This window comes from Deinococcus radiophilus (genome assembly GCF_020889625.1).
GTDB lineage: Bacteria > Deinococcota > Deinococci > Deinococcales > Deinococcaceae > Deinococcus > Deinococcus radiophilus.
Window position 1 is genome coordinate 343,634 of record NZ_CP086380.1, and the last position, 17,314, is coordinate 360,947.

General features: G+C 63.4%; 18 protein-coding genes, 2 tRNA genes and 1 pseudogene. 12 read left to right on the top strand and 9 right to left on the bottom strand.

The window, feature by feature from the left end:
* Window positions 1-77 precede the first annotated feature (77 nt).
* Window positions 78-737, top strand: a complete 660-nt coding sequence (locus tag LMT64_RS01870; protein ID WP_229253292.1) for a DsbA family protein — start codon at window positions 78-80, stop codon at window positions 735-737.
* A 451-nt stretch (window positions 738-1,188) separates the two neighbouring features.
* On the opposite strand, the gene LMT64_RS01875 is transcribed toward LMT64_RS01870, so the two are convergent.
* Complete coding sequence (locus tag LMT64_RS01875) at window positions 1,189-1,653, bottom strand: peroxiredoxin (protein WP_126351395.1); 465 nt, start codon at window positions 1,651-1,653, stop codon at window positions 1,189-1,191.
* 81 nt (window positions 1,654-1,734) lie between these two features.
* Here LMT64_RS01875 and LMT64_RS01880 point away from each other — a divergent pair, with 81 nt between their 5' ends.
* Window positions 1,735-2,442: a hypothetical protein gene (locus LMT64_RS01880; RefSeq protein ID WP_126351394.1), complete on the top strand. Its 708-nt coding sequence runs from the start codon at window positions 1,735-1,737 to the stop codon at window positions 2,440-2,442.
* A 167-nt stretch (window positions 2,443-2,609) separates the two neighbouring features.
* On the opposite strand, the gene LMT64_RS01885 is transcribed toward LMT64_RS01880, so the two are convergent.
* The gene (locus LMT64_RS01885) at window positions 2,610-2,927 is read right to left on the bottom strand and encodes an antibiotic biosynthesis monooxygenase family protein (RefSeq protein WP_126351393.1); all 318 of its coding nucleotides are present in this window, start codon (window positions 2,925-2,927) and stop codon (window positions 2,610-2,612) included.
* Between the two features lie 9 nt (window positions 2,928-2,936).
* Complete coding sequence (locus tag LMT64_RS01890; protein WP_126351392.1) at window positions 2,937-4,154, bottom strand: NADH:flavin oxidoreductase/NADH oxidase family protein; 1,218 nt, start codon at window positions 4,152-4,154, stop codon at window positions 2,937-2,939.
* Window positions 4,155-4,678: 524 nt separating this feature from the next.
* Between LMT64_RS01890 and LMT64_RS01895 the strand changes: the two are divergent.
* From LMT64_RS01895 to LMT64_RS01905, 3 genes and pseudogenes are all read left to right on the top strand, one after another.
* Window positions 4,679-5,664 (top strand): annotated as a pseudogene (locus LMT64_RS01895) (IS4 family transposase).
* Window positions 5,651-6,337 (top strand): guanitoxin biosynthesis heme-dependent pre-guanitoxin N-hydroxylase GntA, encoded by a 687-nt coding sequence (gene gntA, locus LMT64_RS01900; protein WP_229253293.1) that lies wholly within the window; start codon window positions 5,651-5,653, stop codon window positions 6,335-6,337. Before LMT64_RS01895 ends, gntA begins: the two are co-directional and overlap by 14 nt.
* Window positions 6,334-6,975: a DUF1989 domain-containing protein gene (locus LMT64_RS01905; protein ID WP_126351390.1), complete on the top strand. Its 642-nt coding sequence runs from the start codon at window positions 6,334-6,336 to the stop codon at window positions 6,973-6,975. Before gntA ends, LMT64_RS01905 begins: the two co-directional genes overlap by 4 nt.
* 79 nt (window positions 6,976-7,054) lie before the next feature.
* Here the strand turns inward: LMT64_RS01905 and LMT64_RS01910 are convergent.
* The 6 genes from LMT64_RS01910 to rnhA form a co-directional block, all read right to left on the bottom strand.
* Window positions 7,055-7,131 (bottom strand) — tRNA-Met (locus LMT64_RS01910).
* Window positions 7,132-7,248: 117 nt separating this feature from the next.
* Window positions 7,249-7,665 (bottom strand): diguanylate cyclase, encoded by a 417-nt coding sequence (locus LMT64_RS01915; RefSeq protein WP_126351389.1) that lies wholly within the window; start codon window positions 7,663-7,665, stop codon window positions 7,249-7,251.
* 2 nt (window positions 7,666-7,667) lie between these two features.
* The gene (locus LMT64_RS01920) at window positions 7,668-8,237 is read right to left on the bottom strand and encodes a response regulator (protein WP_170165923.1); all 570 of its coding nucleotides are present in this window, start codon (window positions 8,235-8,237) and stop codon (window positions 7,668-7,670) included.
* A 134-nt stretch (window positions 8,238-8,371) separates the two neighbouring features.
* A tRNA-Ala gene (locus LMT64_RS01925) sits at window positions 8,372-8,447 on the bottom strand.
* Window positions 8,448-8,504: 57 nt separating this feature from the next.
* Window positions 8,505-9,245, bottom strand: a complete 741-nt coding sequence (locus tag LMT64_RS01930; RefSeq protein ID WP_229253294.1) for a TrmB family transcriptional regulator — start codon at window positions 9,243-9,245, stop codon at window positions 8,505-8,507.
* Window positions 9,246-9,307: 62 nt separating this feature from the next.
* Window positions 9,308-9,844, bottom strand: a complete 537-nt coding sequence (gene rnhA, locus LMT64_RS01935; protein ID WP_126351386.1) for a ribonuclease HI — start codon at window positions 9,842-9,844, stop codon at window positions 9,308-9,310.
* Window positions 9,845-9,885: 41 nt separating this feature from the next.
* Here rnhA and LMT64_RS01940 point away from each other — a divergent pair, with 41 nt between their 5' ends.
* The 7 genes from LMT64_RS01940 (at window position 9,886) to LMT64_RS01970 (ending at window position 17,274) form a co-directional block, all read left to right on the top strand.
* A complete protein-coding gene (locus LMT64_RS01940; RefSeq protein WP_229253295.1) occupies window positions 9,886-10,416 on the top strand; it encodes a DUF4870 domain-containing protein in 531 nt (176 codons plus the stop codon).
* A 36-nt stretch (window positions 10,417-10,452) separates the two neighbouring features.
* Window positions 10,453-11,142 (top strand): SRPBCC family protein, encoded by a 690-nt coding sequence (locus LMT64_RS01945; protein ID WP_229253296.1) that lies wholly within the window; start codon window positions 10,453-10,455, stop codon window positions 11,140-11,142.
* Window positions 11,143-11,769 carry a CPBP family intramembrane glutamic endopeptidase gene (locus LMT64_RS01950; protein ID WP_126351385.1) on the top strand — a complete coding sequence of 209 codons (627 nt, stop codon included), beginning with the start codon at window positions 11,143-11,145 and terminating at the stop codon, window positions 11,767-11,769. It abuts the gene before it with no gap.
* Window positions 11,770-11,776: 7 nt separating this feature from the next.
* Entirely contained in the window at window positions 11,777-13,435 is a 1,659-nt protein-coding gene (locus LMT64_RS01955; RefSeq protein ID WP_126351384.1) for a YwqG family protein, read from the top strand.
* Window positions 13,436-13,484: 49 nt separating this feature from the next.
* Window positions 13,485-14,519, top strand: a complete 1,035-nt coding sequence (gene gnd, locus LMT64_RS01960; RefSeq protein WP_126351383.1) for a phosphogluconate dehydrogenase (NAD(+)-dependent, decarboxylating) — start codon at window positions 13,485-13,487, stop codon at window positions 14,517-14,519.
* 74 nt (window positions 14,520-14,593) lie between these two features.
* The gene (zwf, locus tag LMT64_RS01965; RefSeq protein ID WP_407647840.1) at window positions 14,594-16,324 is read left to right on the top strand and encodes a glucose-6-phosphate dehydrogenase; all 1,731 of its coding nucleotides are present in this window, start codon (window positions 14,594-14,596) and stop codon (window positions 16,322-16,324) included.
* Window positions 16,321-17,274, top strand: coding sequence for a glucose-6-phosphate dehydrogenase assembly protein OpcA (locus tag LMT64_RS01970; protein ID WP_126351381.1), 954 nt, complete (start codon window positions 16,321-16,323; stop codon window positions 17,272-17,274). The genes zwf and LMT64_RS01970 overlap by 4 nt, the downstream gene beginning before the upstream one ends.
* Window positions 17,275-17,314: the final 40 nt, after the last annotated feature.

Sequence of the window (17,314 nt, forward strand, 5' to 3'; positions counted from 1 at the left end):
TATTTCACACAAAGGGATGGCATTTGTGGGCCGTCCATTTTGCTTTGACGTTTCCTACCATGTGTCACAATCAGCACATGATCCAGAAAACCAAATTGACCTATGTCACCGACACTTACTGCATCTGGTGCTGGGGTTTCGGTGAAGCGCTGCGTGGTTTTGCGGATGCCAATGCCGATCAGATTGAGCTGGAGGTGCTGCCAGGTGGTTTGCTGGTGGGCGAGCGTGTGCAGGCCGTAGGCCAGAAGGAAGGCGTGCTGGAAAGCGCCCAGCGCATGACCGAAATGACTGGTGTAGCTACCGGTGAAGGCTTCCGTGACGCAGTGCAGGAGGGCAGCACAGTGCTGGATTCCGGAGTGGCGGCACGGGCGTTCTGGGCCCTCCACTCGCTGGCGCCGGAACACGGGCTGGATATCGCCCATGCCCTGCAACACGCCTGGTATGAGGACGGCCAGGATCTGCATGACACCGCCGTGATTTCACAGGTGGCGCGTGACCTGGGCCTGGACCCTGAGGCGGCTGCCCAGGCTTACGCTGCGCCGGAGTCGGAAGCCCAGGCCCAGGCCGGGTTCGAGCGCCGCAAGGAGCTGGATGTTCCCGGTTATCCCAGCCTCTTGGTGTACGGCCCCAACGGTCCGCAGCGCATTGGGGGCGCCAAAGCCACCCCAGAGAAGCTGACGGCTGCCTTTCAGAAGATCCGGAGTGGAGAGGCGCTGCCCACAGACGACGCTGAATAGCCCTGATGTGGGCGAAGTAGGCCACAGTGTCGGACCTCCTGAAGACCCTGTATTCCCCCCAGCAGCCACTTCATGCTCACTCGCTCTCGCTGGGGGTTTCACAGCTCCTTACTCGCTCAATGGCAAAGTAAGGGGTGCTGATCTTGGGTCCCGGCCAGGCCTTCCGAATACAGAAGATAGTCAATGGTGTAATGGTGTGGTCCCGGCCTGGAGCGCTGGGAGGATTGGCCCAGTGGGTGAAAGGTTGTTCCATAGGGGCCATCCCGGCTGGGCAGATCGCCATTAAACGCAGAGCCGTCTTTGGCCAGCTCCGGCATGTTCCAGCTCATGACGCGCCCCCTAGCCCGGCTGCAAAGCAGGTGTGTGCGGCAAACAACTCAGCTCGGCATGTGGCACGGGCGCGGGATGGTCGGTCAGGGCGTAGACCAGCGCAATCAGCGGCAGCGACACATCATCTCGCTTGGGCTTGCCGCAGTGCTTGCAGCGCGCCCGGCACATGCACGGTGTGATTAAGGTCATGCCGCTGATACACCAACACCCCTGCCGGATCAATCACGAACGAAGCCCGGCCCGGCAGACCAACCAGCCCGGTCAGGCCACCCATGACGCCGTAAGTGCGGCAAATGGTCTTGTCGGTGTCGGGCAGTAGGGCAAACGACAACCCGCACTTGGCGCGAAAAGCCGCTTGCCCCGCCGCCCCATCGGTGCTGATGCCGATCACCTCTGCGCCCAGCGCGGCAAACTGCGGCAGCGAATGCTCAAAGCGCTGCGCTTCGGTAGAGCAGCCGGGGCTGCTGGCTTTGGGGTAAAAGTACAGCACCGCCCAGCGTCCGCGCAGACCGGCCAGCGAGACGGTGCGTCCATCGTCGCTGGTGGCACTGAACTCCGGGGCAGGCTGGCCAAGGACAGGTTTCATGGCTTCAGCTTAGTCGCCCGCCTGCTGCACCAGCCGTTACATTGCCCATATGAGTACGGCGCGTCGAGATACGGGTGCAGCGTGAGTTTTTTTCTGCCAGCGCGGCCCTGGAATAGAGAGCCGCAGACGCCGGAGCGCTGGCTGGAGCTGGCCACCGAGGGGCTGGAGGCTGGGGCGGCCGAACAGGTGCGGGCCGAGTCCCTGGCGCAGTTGGCCGGGGCGCAGCAAGCGGGCCAGTCGCAGGCCGAAGTGCTGGGTGGCTGGGGTGATCCCAACGCGGCCAATGCTCGGCTGCGGCGCTCTCATCTGCAGGGCGGTGAGGCGGCGCGGATTCCAGCCGGTTATGCCCGGGGCTGGCCAGGGCTGCGCGCCGCCTACTGCGAGCACCTGTTTTTCACCGTGATGTCGTCCTTGTTGGTCCTTCTGGCCTTCTGGATGACCCTTCTTCGTGAGCCGGCCCCACGTGCCTTGTGGCTAGGCGTGATCTATGTCCTTATTCTGCTGCTGCCACTGCTGCGCTGGTACGCCCTGAGTGGCCCGGCGCAGCCGCCTGTTACGCGGGTGTGGCGCTCTTGGCTGACCAAGCCGGAGACCTGGCTGGCGCTGCTGATGGTGGGGCGGGCGCTGTGGCAGCTGGCCTTTCCTGACGCGGGTGGGCCAAGCGTTCAGTGGTGGCACCTGATCTTTGTCATTTATGTGCTGAGCGAGCTCTGGCTGGGATTGAAGGCGGCCCGCAAGGTGCAGGCACAGTCAGGCGAACAGGTACAGTCAGGCGTGCCGCACGGCTGAAGTGGCGCGGCATACGGGTTCCGCTTAATTCCGACACAATCTATAGAGCACTGCCTGCGTCTCCGTATCGCGGAGGTCCGTATTTTTTCTTACCCTGCTTCCCAGCTGTACCAGTCCTGTTGCCCTTGGCTGAATCGTTGCTTTTTACGATCCATTCGGAATCCGCGTCACTCTACCCGTCCGGTGCGGCTGAACACCTCCCAGATTTCCAGCTGGTTGCGGCCCGTCACCGTGCCTTCAGGCAGGGTGTGGCCACCCTTATGACCTTCCCGGAAATCCGGCGAAGCGCGCCAAGCTTCGAACGCGTCCCGGCTCTCCCAATAGGTCAGCACGGTGTAGGGCTGGTCTGGGGCGGTGGGCCGCAGCAGGTGGGTGGCGACGAAGCCAGGCTGCCGCTCGACCTGGCCCGGACGGTCAAGAAAACGCTGCTCAAAGGCCTGGGCGTGCTCCGGATTCACGGGGATGCGGTTGGCGACGGCAATCATACGCCCATGCTAGATCAGAGCGCGGCGTCTGCGGAAGACGGCGGCCAGGCCCGTCTCGGCGGACATGCGGGCCAGCGCCGGCAGGGGAGCCTCGCCCGCCCGAACCTGCTCGCCGCGTGCGAGGCGGCGCATGGCATCCTCGTACCAGGCGATTTCAAGGTAGCCGCTGCCGTCCAGCAGGCCCAGCCCGGTTTTCAGTGGCCTGACCTCGCTGCAGACCTCCTCACCCCGCAGCAACCGGGCGCTGAAGTGCGGATCAGTTACCAGTGGACGGCCCAGCCCCACCACGTCGGCGGCGCCTGTAGCCAGTGCCCCGCGCACCGTATCCGAGTCCCGAAAGCCCCCAGTCACGCACACCGGCACGCCCGCCACCGCCCGCGCCCACCGTGAGAAATCCGCAAAAAAGCCGCCGCGCTCCCTTTCATTCACCATCATCATCGGTTTTTCGTAGGTTCCGCCGGAAATCTCGATCAGGTCACAGCCACGCTCGCCCAGCGCCTGCACCACGCTTAGGCTGTCATCTTCGCTGAAGCCACCCCGCACGAAGTCCGACGAGTTCAGCTTGACGCTGACCGGGAAACGCGGCCCCACTGCTGCCCGAACCGCGTCAAAGGTTTCGAGCAAGAAGCGCATCCGTCCAGCCAGCGTGCCCCCGTATTCGTCCTGGCGCACATTGTGGCGCGGTGACAGAAACTGCGAGATCAGGTAGCCGTGTGCCCCGTGCAGCTGCACCCCACCAAAGCCAGCCCGCTGCGCCAGCCGCGCCGAGTGGGCGAATCGGGCGCTCAGTTCATGGATTTCGGATACCGTCAATTCCCGTGGTGTGGCAAAGGCCCGCTCCATCCCTTTCCCGAACGGCACGGCGCTGGGGGCCACCGTCTGTGCATTCAGCCCACGCGGAGCTTGCTTGCCAGGGTGGTTCAACTGCATCCACAGCGCTGCACCCTCACGGCTGCCCTGCATGGCCCAACCGTGAAACTCAGCCAGGTGTTGCTCATCCTCCAAGACCACGTTGCCGGGTTCACCCAGGGCGTGAGCGTCCACCATCACGTTGCCGGTCAGCAAGATGCCTGTCCCGCCCTGTGCCCAGCGTGCGTACAGGGCACTTAGTTCCGGGCGCGGAGCATGGTCACGGGTGCCCAATGCCTCGCTCATGGCACCTTTGAGCAGGCGGTTCTTGACGGTGACGCCACAGGGCAGCGTCAGGGGATCGGCCGGATGGATCATGCCGGGCAGTGTAGCGGTCAACAGTGCAGCAGACGAGAAGCTAGCCACTTTCTGCGCCTGAAAGCTCCTGACCTGAAGGCCGCCTTATAGACAGCTTTACCAGGGCTTGAGGCAGCCGCCATAAAGGGGTTTATCCACAACCAGACTCATTGCTGCGGCCTAAGGTGGAGTCAGAAATGACCTTGCCCCGATCCCGCCCCTCACTCCTGCTTCCGAGGAACCATGACCACTTATATTGACCGTACCCGGCCAACTTATTGTCCCCCACCCACGCCCGATTTCGTGCAATTGGCGCAGCAGGCGCTCAGTAGGTGACAACTTCAGTTTCACATTGTCCTAGACGGCAAAAACCAACAGTCGGCCCCATCAAGCTTGATGGGGCCGACTGTTCACGGTTTCCTGAGAGTGTGAAAACAACAGAATCCGCCGCCCAGCAGGCTACCGTACTGACCCGCCACTTCAAAGCACACGCGAGTCACCTCCGCATTGACACCCTTCAGCGGCTGATCGATGTGCTTCTGGCGATGATTGCCGCGAGGAGCATCAATCATCACGACCTGAGTCCTCACATGCCCGGTATCAGCACGCCGCAAGCCAAGAAAAGAAGGGCGGACCGAACCTTCCGGGATGAGCAGCTGGACATGGACTTTTTCATCGCTCTGCTCGTCGTCCATCTTCCACCGGGGAAGGTGTTGCTGAGTCTGGACCGCACCAACTGGGAGCATGGGGAAACGCCCATCAATTTTCTGGTGCTTGGAGCCGTGGTTCATGGCTTCACCCTGCCCCCTGATTTGGGTTCCTCTTGATGAGTCTGGGAACAGCCATACCTATGCCCGTATGTGGCTGGTATTGAAGCTCCTCCGCGTCTTGCCAGCGAAACGCTGGCAAGGCCTGGTGGCTGACCGTGAGTTCATCGGTGCGGAGTGGTTCCGTTTTCTCCGTCGTCAAGGCATCAAGCGGGCGATCCGCATTCGGCACAGCGACATGCTGGACGACACGAATGGGAAGGAATGGTTTAAGCACGTCCAGCACGGTCATTTCCATGAAATCGACGAAAAGGTGTTCGTGTTTGGCGAACTCATGCGGGTGGTCGCGACGAGGTCATCCACAGGTGACCTCGTCATCATTGCCACAGATTTCAGCGCTCGGAAGACCTGGAAGCTGTACAAGCAGCGCTGGTCAATCGAGTGCACCTTCAGCAGCTTCAAGATGCGAGGCTTCGACCTGGAGCGGACTGGGATGACGGAAAGGAGCCGTCTACAGCGGCTCTTTGGCCTGGTGACACTGGCCTGGGTGTTCTGCTTGCGCCTGGGGGGTCTGGCTGGGCCAGACCCAGCCCATCCCCGTTCTCAAGCATGGTCGTAGAGCGGTCAGTCTGGTGCGGCACGGTGCTCAGCATCTCGTGGATGCCTTACGGTGGAAACCCAAACAGTTCATGGCTGTCCTAGACCTGTTGACCCAGCCCTTTTGCCCACCAGGAGCGCCTTTAGACGAAGTTGTCACCTACTGAGCAGCAGGCGTTCCGTGAAAAAATCCAAGCTCCCGATTTTCCCTGTGTAGCCGCCAAGGCATCGGTCAACACCGCTGTCTACCGTCTGAAAACCTATCCTGCACTGGCGACCCTGGACAGCACCCTGGCGCTGGCCCGTGACCTGCGGGCTTTCCAAGCCGAGCAGCCAGGCATGGATTCGGACTTCACCAGCTTCGTGGCTGTCTTCGAAACCCCCGGTGAAGTGGACGAACTGACCTTCGAGCGGCTGGTCTGGGAACAGCTGCACGCGCTTTCGCGGCTGGACGACGCGCCTTATAGCCGCGAGGTCAGCCCCGATACCACCTCGCCAGATTTCGGGTATTCCTTTGGCGGGCAGGCTTTTTTTCTGGTGGGGTTGCACCCAGGGGCTTCACGCCTGGCCCGGCGGTTTCCCTACGCCATGTTGGTGTTCAACTCGCACCACCAGTTCCGTACCCTCAAGGCGGACGGTCGCTGGACCCGCTTTCAGGAAACCATCCGCGCCCGTGACGTCAAACTGCAGGGCAACATTAATCCCAACCTGGCCGACTACGGAACGGCCCCCGAAGCCCGGCAGTATTCTGGCCGTGCCGTGGAACCCGGCTGGCAGGCTCCCTTTGGGCACTGTCCACTGGGCTTCGGCGCCCAGCCAACCCAGGAGGCCGACAAATGACACACCCTGATCAGACCGAGCGCGTACACCGCATCCCGCCTCAGAGTGGCAGCGGATTCTCCCTGCAAAAAGGCGATGTGCTGGTGGTGATTGATCCCCAGGGCGAGCAGGTGTCCGACCTGATGGCCTTCGCGGCTGACAACAAAGAAGAATGGCTCTCGTCGGGCCGCACCTTCGATTACAACGAAACCATCTATCTGACCACCGGGCATGTGCTGTACTCCAACCGCTCGCGCCCCATGTTTACCCTGCTGCGTGACGATGTGGGCCGTCACGATTTCCTGCTGACCCCTTGTTCCACCGAAACCTTTGAGATCTTGTATCCGCCCGGCACCGCCGAGGGACATCCCAGCTGCTTTTCTAATCTGGTGCAGGCCTTTGAACCGTTTGGCATTCAGCCTGACCAGATTCCGACCACGCTGAATATTTTTATGAACGTCCTGGTGGATCAACAGGGCCGGGTGAACATCGGCCCGCCTATTTCGCAGGCGGGGCAGCGCCTAGAACTGCGTGCCGAGATGGACCTGATCGTGGGCCTGACCGCCTGCTCAGCGGAGGGCAGCAACAACGGCACCTTTAAGCCGATCGACTATGTTGTGATTCCAGCGGCTGAGGCGGCTCACAGGAGCGAGAATTAAGGAGCGGACCCGCAAGCTGGCAGAGTTTAGCCTCTCTCTCCCTAGATGAATAAATCCCGCCGACAAGGGCGGGATTCTATGGTGGCGACAGAGAGACTTGAACTCTCGACCTCACGATTATGAGTCGTGCGCTCTAACCAGCTGAGCTACGTCGCCCTAAGGCCGATATAGAGTAGCGTGTAAGCAAGAGGGATGCAAGGGGTCTTGCTGAGGTTGATGGAGTACCTGACCGTGAAGATGCTGGTCTCTCCGTGCTTGTTTCTGGGGCAGCTGCTACTGGGCCACCAGAACCTGAGGCGTTCCGGCCTCATCATGCAGCGCGACCCGGTTGCGTCCAGCCCGTTTGGCGGCGTACAGCGCCCCGTCAGCAGCTTGTACCAGCTCACTGCCGGTCACACCGTGCAAGCTGGCCGCCCCCAGACTGATGGTGACCTGGCCCAGTGGATGGGCCTGATGAGGCAAGCTGAGGTCCAGCACAGCGCGGCGTAGGCGTTCAGCCACCATCTGAGTCCCAGCCAGCCCAGTGTCGGGCAGCAGCAGGGCGAACTCTTCGCCGCCGTAGCGGGTCAGCATGTCACCGGAGCGGCGCAGCGCTCCCTGTAGTGCCTGCGCCACCTCGCGTAGACAGACGTCGCCGGCAGGGTGGCCATAGTGGTCGTTGTAGGCCTTGAAATGGTCAATGTCGATCATGATCAGGCCGAGTGGACGGCCTGGGCAGCCAACGGCGCACTGTGACGGCGCAGCAGCACCTCAAATGAGCGCCGATTGGCTACTCCGGTCAGTGAATCGGTCATGGACAGATGTTCTAACTCATCGCGGGCCTGTTGCAGGTCGCGGGTCAGGCGCAGCAGTTCGCGCTCGCGGGCCTTGCGCTCATTCGTCGCACGGGCCAGCCGTTGCAGGTTGCGGACGCGGGCCGCCAGCACGACTGGCAGCGACGGCTTGGTCAGATAATCGTTGGCCCCAGCCGCAAAGACCCGCTCCAGCTCGTTTTCTTCTTCCAGACTGGTCACGATGATCACCGGCAGGTCCGAGAGGTGCGGAAACCCACGCAGCTCCTGCAAAAAGGCTAGACCATCCGTTTGCGGCATCACCAGGTCCAGGAGCAGCACTTCAACCAGGGTTTCGCCGTCGCCAAAGCCCAGCAGTTCACGGGCTTCCCACAGCTGCTCAGGGGCGTGGACGGTGCCCAGCCCAGCCGCTTCCAGTTGCCGGGTCAATTGCCAGCGCACCACGGCGCTGTCATCTACGATGAGAATCAAGCGCTTTCTCCAGAATTGGTGGGAAATGAGGCAGACGGGGCCCGTTCATGTCACCATTGTCGGCATACCGCCTGACGGATCTCTTGCTAGAAGAAATAATGAAAAAGGACGCTGTCAGCGACAACGTCCTCTTTTGGTGGAGCTGAGGGGATTCGAACCCCTGACCTTCTGAATGCCATTCAGACGCGCTCCCAACTGCGCCACAGCCCCAAAGGCTCAGATAGATTACAGTCAGTCCCCCGCCTTGTCAACACCCCAAGGCCAGCTTCAGGATTTGGCGGCTGTGGCGCTGGCCTCGGCACTTTTGGCGCGACTCGTTTTGGCTTTGGCAGGTGCAGCGGGCTGCTGGCTTTGCTGGGCAGCCAGGGTCACGTACCCATCAATCAGGTGAATGATGACTGGATTGTGCGTATGGACCCCGTGCGCCTCAATATCGGCGTCTTCGGGGACAAAGTGGGCGATCACAGCCGCCTCGGCGTCACGGGTCAGCAAAAAGGCGTGTTGCCCGGCGGCGGCGATGGGCGGCAGGTCCACCAGATCGGCGCGGGTCAGCGCCACGCCACGGGGACACAGGGCTTCCAGGCGGTCCGCCAATACGGGCACACCGGCCATATAGACCTGCCGGGTAGCGTTCAGAATCAGGTCTTCGCACAGTGAGCGCAGCGCCGCTTCGCCGTTGAGGTGGTACACCGCTTCGGGGGCAGGGTCGGGGGTCAGGCGCGAGAGGTCGCGGTCCAGCGCCTCCAAACGGTCACTGAAAGACCGGCGCGAACGGGTCAGGTATTCCCGCGCACTCAGCGGCGCGTATTCCAGCGGGCTCTGGCCCACCTTGCTGGCCAGGCCGCGCCCCTCTAGGCGCTCCAGCGTCTCGTAGATTTTGGGCCGGGGAATGCCAGCCTGACGGGCGACCCGCGCCGGCACCGAACGCCCCAGCGCCAGCAGGGCGGTGTAGGCCCGCGCCTCGTACTCGGTCAGGCCCAGGGCTTGCAAATGAATCACAGCGCTCACAGCGCTCAGCATAGGTCATGGCCCGACCTAAAAAAAGAGTAAAGGCTGGTTCGCAGCAGAACTCAGCGCAGTTTCTTGCGCTCCTGCACTGCCAGCTGGTCTACACGCTCGTTCTCGTCGTGTCCGGCGTGGCCCTTGACCCACACGAAGGTCAGCTCGTGGACACGGGCTTGCTCAATCAGGGCTTCCCAGAGGTCTTGGTTCTTGACCGGCTCTTTGCTGGCCGTCTTCCAGCCGTTCCGCATCCAGCCGGTAATCCAGCCGTCGGTAAAGGCTTTACGCAGATACTGACTATCGGTCACCACGCGCACCTGGCAGGGCCGCTTGAGGGTCCGCAGGCCTTCCAGCAAGCCGCGCAGTTCCATACGGTTGTTGGTGGTGCCTGCTTCGTGGCCGCTGAGGACCAGCTCGTGTTCGCCGTAGCGCAAGATGGTGGCCCAGCCGCCGTGACCCTTGGTGGTGTCACACGCCCCGTCGCTAAAGAGTGTGACCTGCTGACCGCTGACTGGGGTTTCGGGCTGAATGACGGCCCGCAGTGGCAGCCGGTCACGGGCGGCGCTGGCGCTGCGCTGGGCGGAGGTGCGGGGAGGAGGCGTCACAGTCTGGGAACTGTAGTGAGGTGGGCCGCGTAAAGTCAAGCATGAAGCGCGAATCTCAGAACAGCTCCGTGTCTCAAGGCAGTGCTGACGGCCCCGCCCGCGTGCAGCCGATGGTGGCGTCACAGCCCGGACACCTCAGCCCGGATGACCAGACCCCGGCCATGCTGATCCATCTCTCGCCGCTGCTGGCTTTCGTGCTGCCTGCGCTGGGCAATCTGCTGGGACCACTGGCCGCCTGGCTCATCTACCGGGACCGCAGCGCTGCGCTGGATGAGCAGGGCAAAGAAGCCCTGAACTTCCAGATCAGCATGTGGATCTATTCCACGCTGGGCCTGCTGATCTTGCTGGGACTGGCGGGGCTCGGCTTTCTGGGCGGCTTCGCTGGCGCAGCGGCGGGCTCCGACGTGCTGGCCGGCTTCGGGATCTTTAGTGGAGTGGGCCTGCTGTTCTTGCTGATGCTGGGGGGGCTGTTCCTGTACATCATCCCGATCATTTTCATGATTCTGGCCGTCATGACCGTTTCGGACGGGCGACCTTACCATTACCCCTTTACCCTGCGGCTGCTGAAGTGACACTGGACTGGACCTGGTCTGCACTAGACTGAAGGCATGTTCAAGCTGCTGCGCAGGTCAAGTTCTTCCCCCCAGCCCGAATCGGAAGGGGGGCAGCAGACCACCTTGTCGGCGCGGCCCGAGGTTCGCAAGTCGGCAGAGCAGCGCCCCGTCACACCTGCCCGTGGCAACCAGGAACCTATCGAGCTGAGCTACACCTTGCCCATGCGCGGGCGCCCGGAGGTGCTCTACCGGCTGGCGCTGGTGCCGACCCGCCGCGCCGCCTGGGATTCAAACATGACCGAATCCGGCTGGTTAGACGAGACGCAGTCCCTGAAAAACGGTGCCCGCGCCCGGTTTCGCCTGAAAAACCGCCTGCTCAGCTCGCGCTTTGAGGCCGAATATGAGGGCCTGAAGCCTTCCAAGGCCGGGGGCTGGCGCAGCCTGAAAAATGTCGGCCCCTTAGAAGAACTTTCGCAGCATTGGGAGTTCCGGCCCCTCCAGGGACAGCAGGGAACCGAGGTTACGCTGACCGTGCGGGGCCGCGTCCGCTTTGGCTGGGTGCGCAGTCAGGTGGAACGGCTGCTCTATAACCTGATGCTCAGCACCCTGCTGGACATGCAGCGCGAGATAGACGCGCCCACCGCTGCCCGGATTCAGGAAATGGGCGAGGAAGCCAAGCGGCGCGAGGAAGCGGAGCGCAAAGCGCAGAAAGCGGCCCGCAAAGCCGCCAAGAAGCGCCGTTAGATGCCGCTGCCCGCTGCCGTCTCCCGCTGGCAGGCGGCCTACGCCCGCGCAAGCCCGGTGGGTAAAACCTGGCGTGAGCTGGGCCTGGCATATCTGGGCTACGCCGCGCTGCTGCCGCTGACACTGCTGGTCCCCGAACTGTCCATGAGCGAGGACAATGCGGGTGGGATTGAAGGCATGTTCTCGGACGCCCTGAGCGGCCCGCATTTCTATCTGGCGCTGGCCGGGTTTTTCCTGCTGCTGGCCGTTGCCGTGCCGATTGCCGAGGAACTGATCTTCCGGGGAGTGCCGCTGCTGCTGCGCTTGGGCGTGCAGCGGGTGTTGCCCCAGACCTCCTGGCGGGTGGTGTCAGCCGTGATCGGGGTGGGGTCGGCGGTGGTGTTCGCCCGGATGCACAACCTGATTCCCGGCACGTTGCCGCTGCCGCAGCTGTGGCTGGGGTTGCTGGCTTGGCACGCCGCCAGTACGCGGGGGCTGCGCTACTCCATGCTGCTGCATGGCCTCAACAACGCCGTGGTCGCCCTGCTCTTGATCCTGATGGTGCTGGCCGTCGGCCTTGAGGCGCTACAGGACTTGGGGGTGGGTGAGCAGCCGATGAACCCAGCGCCTGCACCGGCCCAGCCATAATGTGGGCATGCGTCCCTTACTGCTGCTGGCCCTCCCGCTGTGCGCTGCCCTGACGGTTGCGGGGGCCACCTGGGGCGCGGCCCCGTCCGCCCCGGCCCGTGACATCCCCACCCGCGAGGTGACCATGACGACTCTGCCCCAGCCCCACCCTGCGCCCGATGAGGTTCAACTCTGGGCCGACCCTGCGAGCGGCGAGCGCCTCACGCTGACCCGGCGCGGCGAGCAGATCACCGTCACCCAGAACGGGCAGACCCGTGCAGTTTCCCCAGACGACTACGCCGAGCAGGTACGCCAACAAACTGAAATGGCCGAGGCAATGTTCCAGCAGCAGGATTTCTACAGTCCCATGACGGTGGCGATGTATCGCCAGCAGGTCTTCTACAAGGCGGGCGAGTCGCTGGACGCGGCCCGCGCCGTCTGGCAGGAGCAGGGGCTGCCACTGGCGCTGTGGGATGAGCTGGAGGAAGTTCGGCAAGGCCCACTCGCCGCCCTGCTGGGGATGGGTACTTTGCCTTTAGTTTCCCAGGAGCAAATAGCGGCCAGTGTCTACATGTCCGAGCTGGCGAATCAGGCGGGTGCCGGTAGCCTCACCCAGGCCGAAGATGGCGGCAGCTTCGAAGTCGTCCAGGATGGTCGGCGTAGCGTGATTAAGGTTGCGCCGGACAGCCTGCTGTTTCACCCGCCCCAGGAGTTGCGGGGCCGTTTCAATGCGCTGATGCGGGCCTCGGTGGTCACTGCGCCTCCTGAGCCGCTAACGGACGGCCTGATGCACGACACGGCGCGGCAGTGGCAAGAGCAGGGGCTGGTGCAGCTGACCCCCCGGCGCGAGGACGGTGCTGTCTGGCTGCCCGCCGAGCTGGAGCCATACCGCGCCGCATTGACCGCCGGTGAGCGTCCGGTGGTTCGCCTGAGTGCTGACCTCTCCCGCCGTCCTCAGCCCTGGCAAAGTAGGGTGGGCGGCGTCCCTTACTGGCCGCAGGACGAAGCCTGGCCCATGTCGCGCGAAGCCGACCCCCGCCCGCTGGTCTTCCTGGCGCAGCTGAACCTGGCCGAGCTGAATGCGAAAGGGTACTGGCCGGAGTTGCCACGGCAAGGGCTGCTGCAATTTTTCATCCTGAATACGGATCTGTATGGGGCAGATTTTGACCGCGATTGGGCGGAGAGCATCGGCCACCGCGTCATCTACCGCCCCGAAGTGAGGCAGGACATGGCCGGGTTGCGCCGCGAGATTGTCCAGCCGCAGCTGTCGGAACATAGCCTGGGCCTGGACGATCTGGAAGGCTTTGAAACGCCCTTTAAGCAGTGGCCCACCGAAGTGGCCCTGACCGCGCTGCCCGACACCGAACCCGTCAGCGGCAGTGATGCGCTCAGCCACGCTCTTCTGAAGTTGCCTGACAACTACTGGGAAGATGACGATGCCTCTGAAAAATTATCGGCCCTCTATGAAACCTTTCCGGCAGGCCATAAACTGGGCGGCTATCCCAACTTCACGCAGTCCGACCCCCGCCAGCCGGATGGAGAGTGGGTGCTGCTGTTTCAGCTGGATTCCGATCCGCGCTTAGGGCTGATGTGGGGCGATGTGGGGATCGGGAACTTCTTCATTCGCCCGGATGACCTGAAGAACCTGGACTTTTCACGGGTGGCCTACCACTGGGACTGCAGCTGAACCGAGCCTAAACCCCCCGTGTCCATGCCCTGCCCCCTATCATGCGGGCATGACTGCTAAACAGACCGGAACCCTGGGGATGATCGGCCTCGGCAAGATGGGCGGCAACATGGTGCAGCGGCTGCTGCAGGGCGGACACCGCGTGGTGGGCCACGACCGCGACCCGGCGGTGGTGGCCGAGCTGGCGGCGCTGGGCATGGAAGGCGAAGCCAGCGTGCCGGAGCTGCTCGGCAAGCTGGGCGAACCCGGCACCCGCGCTGTATGGATGATGGTCCCGGCTGGGCCGATTACCCAGAGCGTGCTGGACGACCTGGCCGCCCAGATGTCGGCGGGCGACATCATCATCGACGGCGGCAACTCCAATTACAAAGACACGATGCGCCGCGCCGAGGCCCTGCGGGAGCGCGGTATTCACTATGTGGACGTGGGCACTTCCGGCGGCGTCTGGGGCCTGCAGGAGGGGTACGCCATGATGGTGGGCGGGGACGAGGTGGCCGTAGAGCGCCTGCGCCCGCTGCTGGAAACGCTGGCTCCGGCGCCTGACCGGGGCTGGGGCCGCATGGGGCCGAGCGGGTCGGGTCACTACGTGAAAATGGTCCACAACGGCATCGAGTACGGCATGATGCAGGCCTACGCCGAGGGCTTCGAGCTGATGCGCGCCAAGCAGGAATTCGGGCTGGACCTGGCCCAGATTGCCGAGCTGTGGCGGCACGGCAGCGTGGTCCGCTCATGGCTGCTGGACCTGACGGCGGAGGCCCTACAGGCCGACACTGAGTTGGGCGATGTGAGCGACTATGTGGCCGATTCGGGCGAGGGACGCTGGACCATCATTGATTCGATTGAAGAGGGTGTACCGGCCCCGGTCATCACCCTGGCGACCCAGATGCGCTTCCGCAGCCAGCAGGAGCTGAGCTACGCCGGGCAGATGCTCAGCGTGATGCGCCGTGCCTTTGGTGGGCACGCGGTCAAAGTGGTCGAGGCTCCCAAGCAAGAAGGTCTGATTCCCGATGTGGGCCAGACCGGAGGCACCGCCGCCGAGCAACTGGGTGAAACTGGGCAGGAACGCGTCTTGGGTGACCAATGACGCCGGCCTCTAAAAAGTCGGTATCAAAAAGCGGGACTGCCCAAGCTGACCAGCCTGCCAAAGCTGATAAAGCTGTGAAAGCCAAGTCCCCAGGCACCAAGCAGGCCAAGCCCAAAGTCACCCCAGCCAGCCGCCAGACCAAAGCTACGGCCAAAAGTACCGCTGCAAGCCCTACCAAAAGCAAGGCCAAGCGTGCAGCTACGGGCAAAGGTGAAGGTGACGGCAAGACGGTTAAGAAAGCCGAAGCCAAAGCCGCCAAAGGTGCCGGTATTCACGCGGAGCAAGAAACCCTGGCTCAGAAGACGCCGCCCGTGCCCGCCTCAGGTCACAATCCTTTCCGCGACGTGATGCGGCGGCACGCTGCCCCGGAGCCTGCCACCCTCGTCGTGTTTGGTGTCACGGGCGATCTGGCGCGGCGCAAGCTGTTGCCCGCCATCTTCGGCCTGTTTCAAGGTGGCCTGCTCAGCAGCGCGGTCGAGTTGCTGGGGGTGGGCCGCCAGGAGATGAGCAGCGGCGAGTTCCGGCAATTTGTAGCAGAGGCCCTGCGCGAAAGCAGCGAAACCGACGAGATCGAAGAAGGCAGCTTGGCGTCTTTTCTGGAAACCTTGGCCTACCGTTCCGGCGACCTGGCCGGCGAACAGGTCTACGCTGACATCCGCGAGTTCTGCGAGGGGCGCGGTACGTCCAACGCACTGTTTTACCTTTCATTACCGCCCAGTCTGTTCATTACCGTCAGCGATGGGCTGGCCGGGCAGGGGCTGCATGAGCAGACGGACGGCTGGCGCAGGCTGGTGATCGAAAAACCGTTTGGGCGCGATCTGGAATCGGCCCGCGAGTTGCAGGCGCGGCTGACCCGGCACTGGCAGGAGTCGCAGATCTACCGGATTGACCATTATCTGGGCAAGGAAACGGTCCAAAATCTGCTGGCGATCCGCTTCGGCAATGCGATCTTCGAGCCGCTGTGGAACCGCAACCTGATTGATCACGTGCAGATCACGGCGGCTGAGGACCTGGGCCTGGAAGGCCGCGCCGGGTACTACGAGGAAGCAGGGGTGGTGCGCGACATGCTGCAAAATCACCTGCTGCAACTCCTCGCACTGACGGCGATGGAGCCGCCCGCCCCCGGCTCGCCTGACGCCCTGCGCGATGAAAAGGCCAAAGTGTTTCAGGCCATCGGGCGAATCACTCCCGAAAAGGCAGACGAAGTGGCCGTGCGTGGGCAGTACGCAGCAGGCACGCTGTACGGCGAGCGACTGTCTGGCTATCAAGACGAAGAAGGGGTGGCCGAAGGGTCACGGACCGCCACCTATATTGCCGTACGGCTGGAGGTGGACAACTGGCGCTGGCAGGGCGTGCCCTTTTTCCTGCGCACCGGCAAGCGCCTGCCCAAAAAAGTCACCGAAATCGCGGTGGTCTTCAAGCGCCCGCCGCTGAGCATTTTCCCGAATGTCGAGCGCAACGTGCTGGCGTTCCGCATTCAGCCGGACGAAGGCGTCAGCCTCAAGCTCAGCTCCAAGACGCCGGGACAGGAAATGGAACTGCGCGAGGTGGTGATGGATTTCCGCTACGACGCTTTTGGCGCGCCGCTCGAAAGCCCTTACTCGCGGCTGTTGCTGGACGCGCTGACGGGGGACGCGTCGCTGTTTCCCCGCGAAGAAGAAGTGATGGAGTCGTGGCGCATCGTGCAGGGCCTGCTGGATGCCTGGGAGGGCCAGGGGCAGACAGAGCGTTACACCAGCGGAACCTGGAGCCCGGACGCCGCCGATGAACTGATCGGTGAGGATCGGCGCTGGAGACGGCTGTGACGCGTCAAACTTCTTCTCGGCCCGACTGCACCGAACCCCGGCTGACCACTGTGCGCGGCGCCGAAGCGGTGATCGGGGAACTGTGGGACTGCCTGGGCGTGCAGACCCGCGCCGCGACCGGCAACCTGGTGGCCCTGACCGAGCGGGCGCACCTGGACAAGGTGGAACAGACCCTCGCCGGCCTGCAGGGCCGCTACGCTGGCCGCCAGATTATCGGGGTGATGGACGGCAGCGACGCCGTAGAGGTGCAGGTCAGTTTGGTGCCGCAAGAAGGTGGGCTATACGTAGAGCGGCTGCGGCTGGAGGCCAGCGAAGATCAGTTGCGCGGCGCGATCCTGCCGCTGCTGCGCCCCGCCACGCTCAACTACATCTGGTGGGCCGCCGAGAACCGCCCCGGTGGGCCGCTGCTGGCCGAGCTGACCGAGTTGGCCGACAAGGTGATTTGTGACTCGCTCAGCCTGGATATTCCGCCGGGCCGTCACTTCGCGCTGGCCGACCTCAGCTGGGCGCGGCTGACCGGCTGGCGCGAGGCACTGGCGCAGGTCTTTGACCGCCCCGAAGCGGCCGGGCAGCTGCCAGGGCTGACCCGTCTGGAACTGCACTATGCCGGGCATAACCCCTTGCCTGCCGAGCTGTACGCGGGCTGGGTGGCCGATACCCTGCGCTGGCCGGGGCTGAAGAATGTCTATATTCAGCCGGGTGGCTGCGACCGCGAGAACGGTGACTTGTGCCAGGTGACGCTGAGCGGCCCCGACGTGTCGTTCACTCTCAGTGTGGGACCGGGCGGTGTGGTGCAGACGGTCGGGGAGTGGCCGGGCGGTGGGTTTGAGGCCAAGGTGCAGCTCCGCCGTTTGCCGCTCACTGCTGGCCTGGCCGAGCTCTTGGCCGATGCCCGCTCTCACCCGGCTTTTGAGCGGGCCTGGTCGCTGGCCCATCAGGGCGACATTTGAACTGACCCAGGCTCAAAAAACCGGAAAAGCCCTCCATGCG

Bases quoted from the DNA above. Each gene is read 5' to 3' on its own strand.
- LMT64_RS01945 (WP_229253296.1), top strand. From the start codon at position 10,453: ATGTTCAAGCTGCTGCGCAGGTCAAGTTCTTCCCCCCAGCCCGAATCG.
- LMT64_RS01885 (WP_126351393.1), bottom strand. From the start codon at position 2,927: ATGATTGCCGTCGCCAACCGCATCCCCGTGAATCCGGAGCACGCCCAG.
- LMT64_RS01870 (WP_229253292.1), top strand. From the start codon at position 78: ATGATCCAGAAAACCAAATTGACCTATGTCACCGACACTTACTGCATC.
- LMT64_RS01940 (WP_229253295.1), top strand. From the start codon at position 9,886: ATGAAGCGCGAATCTCAGAACAGCTCCGTGTCTCAAGGCAGTGCTGAC.
- LMT64_RS01915 (WP_126351389.1), bottom strand. From the start codon at position 7,665: ATGATCGACATTGACCATTTCAAGGCCTACAACGACCACTATGGCCAC.
- LMT64_RS01950 (WP_126351385.1), top strand. From the start codon at position 11,143: ATGCCGCTGCCCGCTGCCGTCTCCCGCTGGCAGGCGGCCTACGCCCGC.
- gnd (WP_126351383.1), top strand. From the start codon at position 13,485: ATGACTGCTAAACAGACCGGAACCCTGGGGATGATCGGCCTCGGCAAG.
- LMT64_RS01890 (WP_126351392.1), bottom strand. From the start codon at position 4,154: ATGATCCATCCGGCCGATCCCCTGACGCTGCCCTGTGGCGTCACCGTC.
- LMT64_RS01905 (WP_126351390.1), top strand. From the start codon at position 6,334: ATGACACACCCTGATCAGACCGAGCGCGTACACCGCATCCCGCCTCAG.
- LMT64_RS01955 (WP_126351384.1), top strand. From the start codon at position 11,777: ATGCGTCCCTTACTGCTGCTGGCCCTCCCGCTGTGCGCTGCCCTGACG.
- LMT64_RS01875 (WP_126351395.1), bottom strand. From the start codon at position 1,653: ATGAAACCTGTCCTTGGCCAGCCTGCCCCGGAGTTCAGTGCCACCAGC.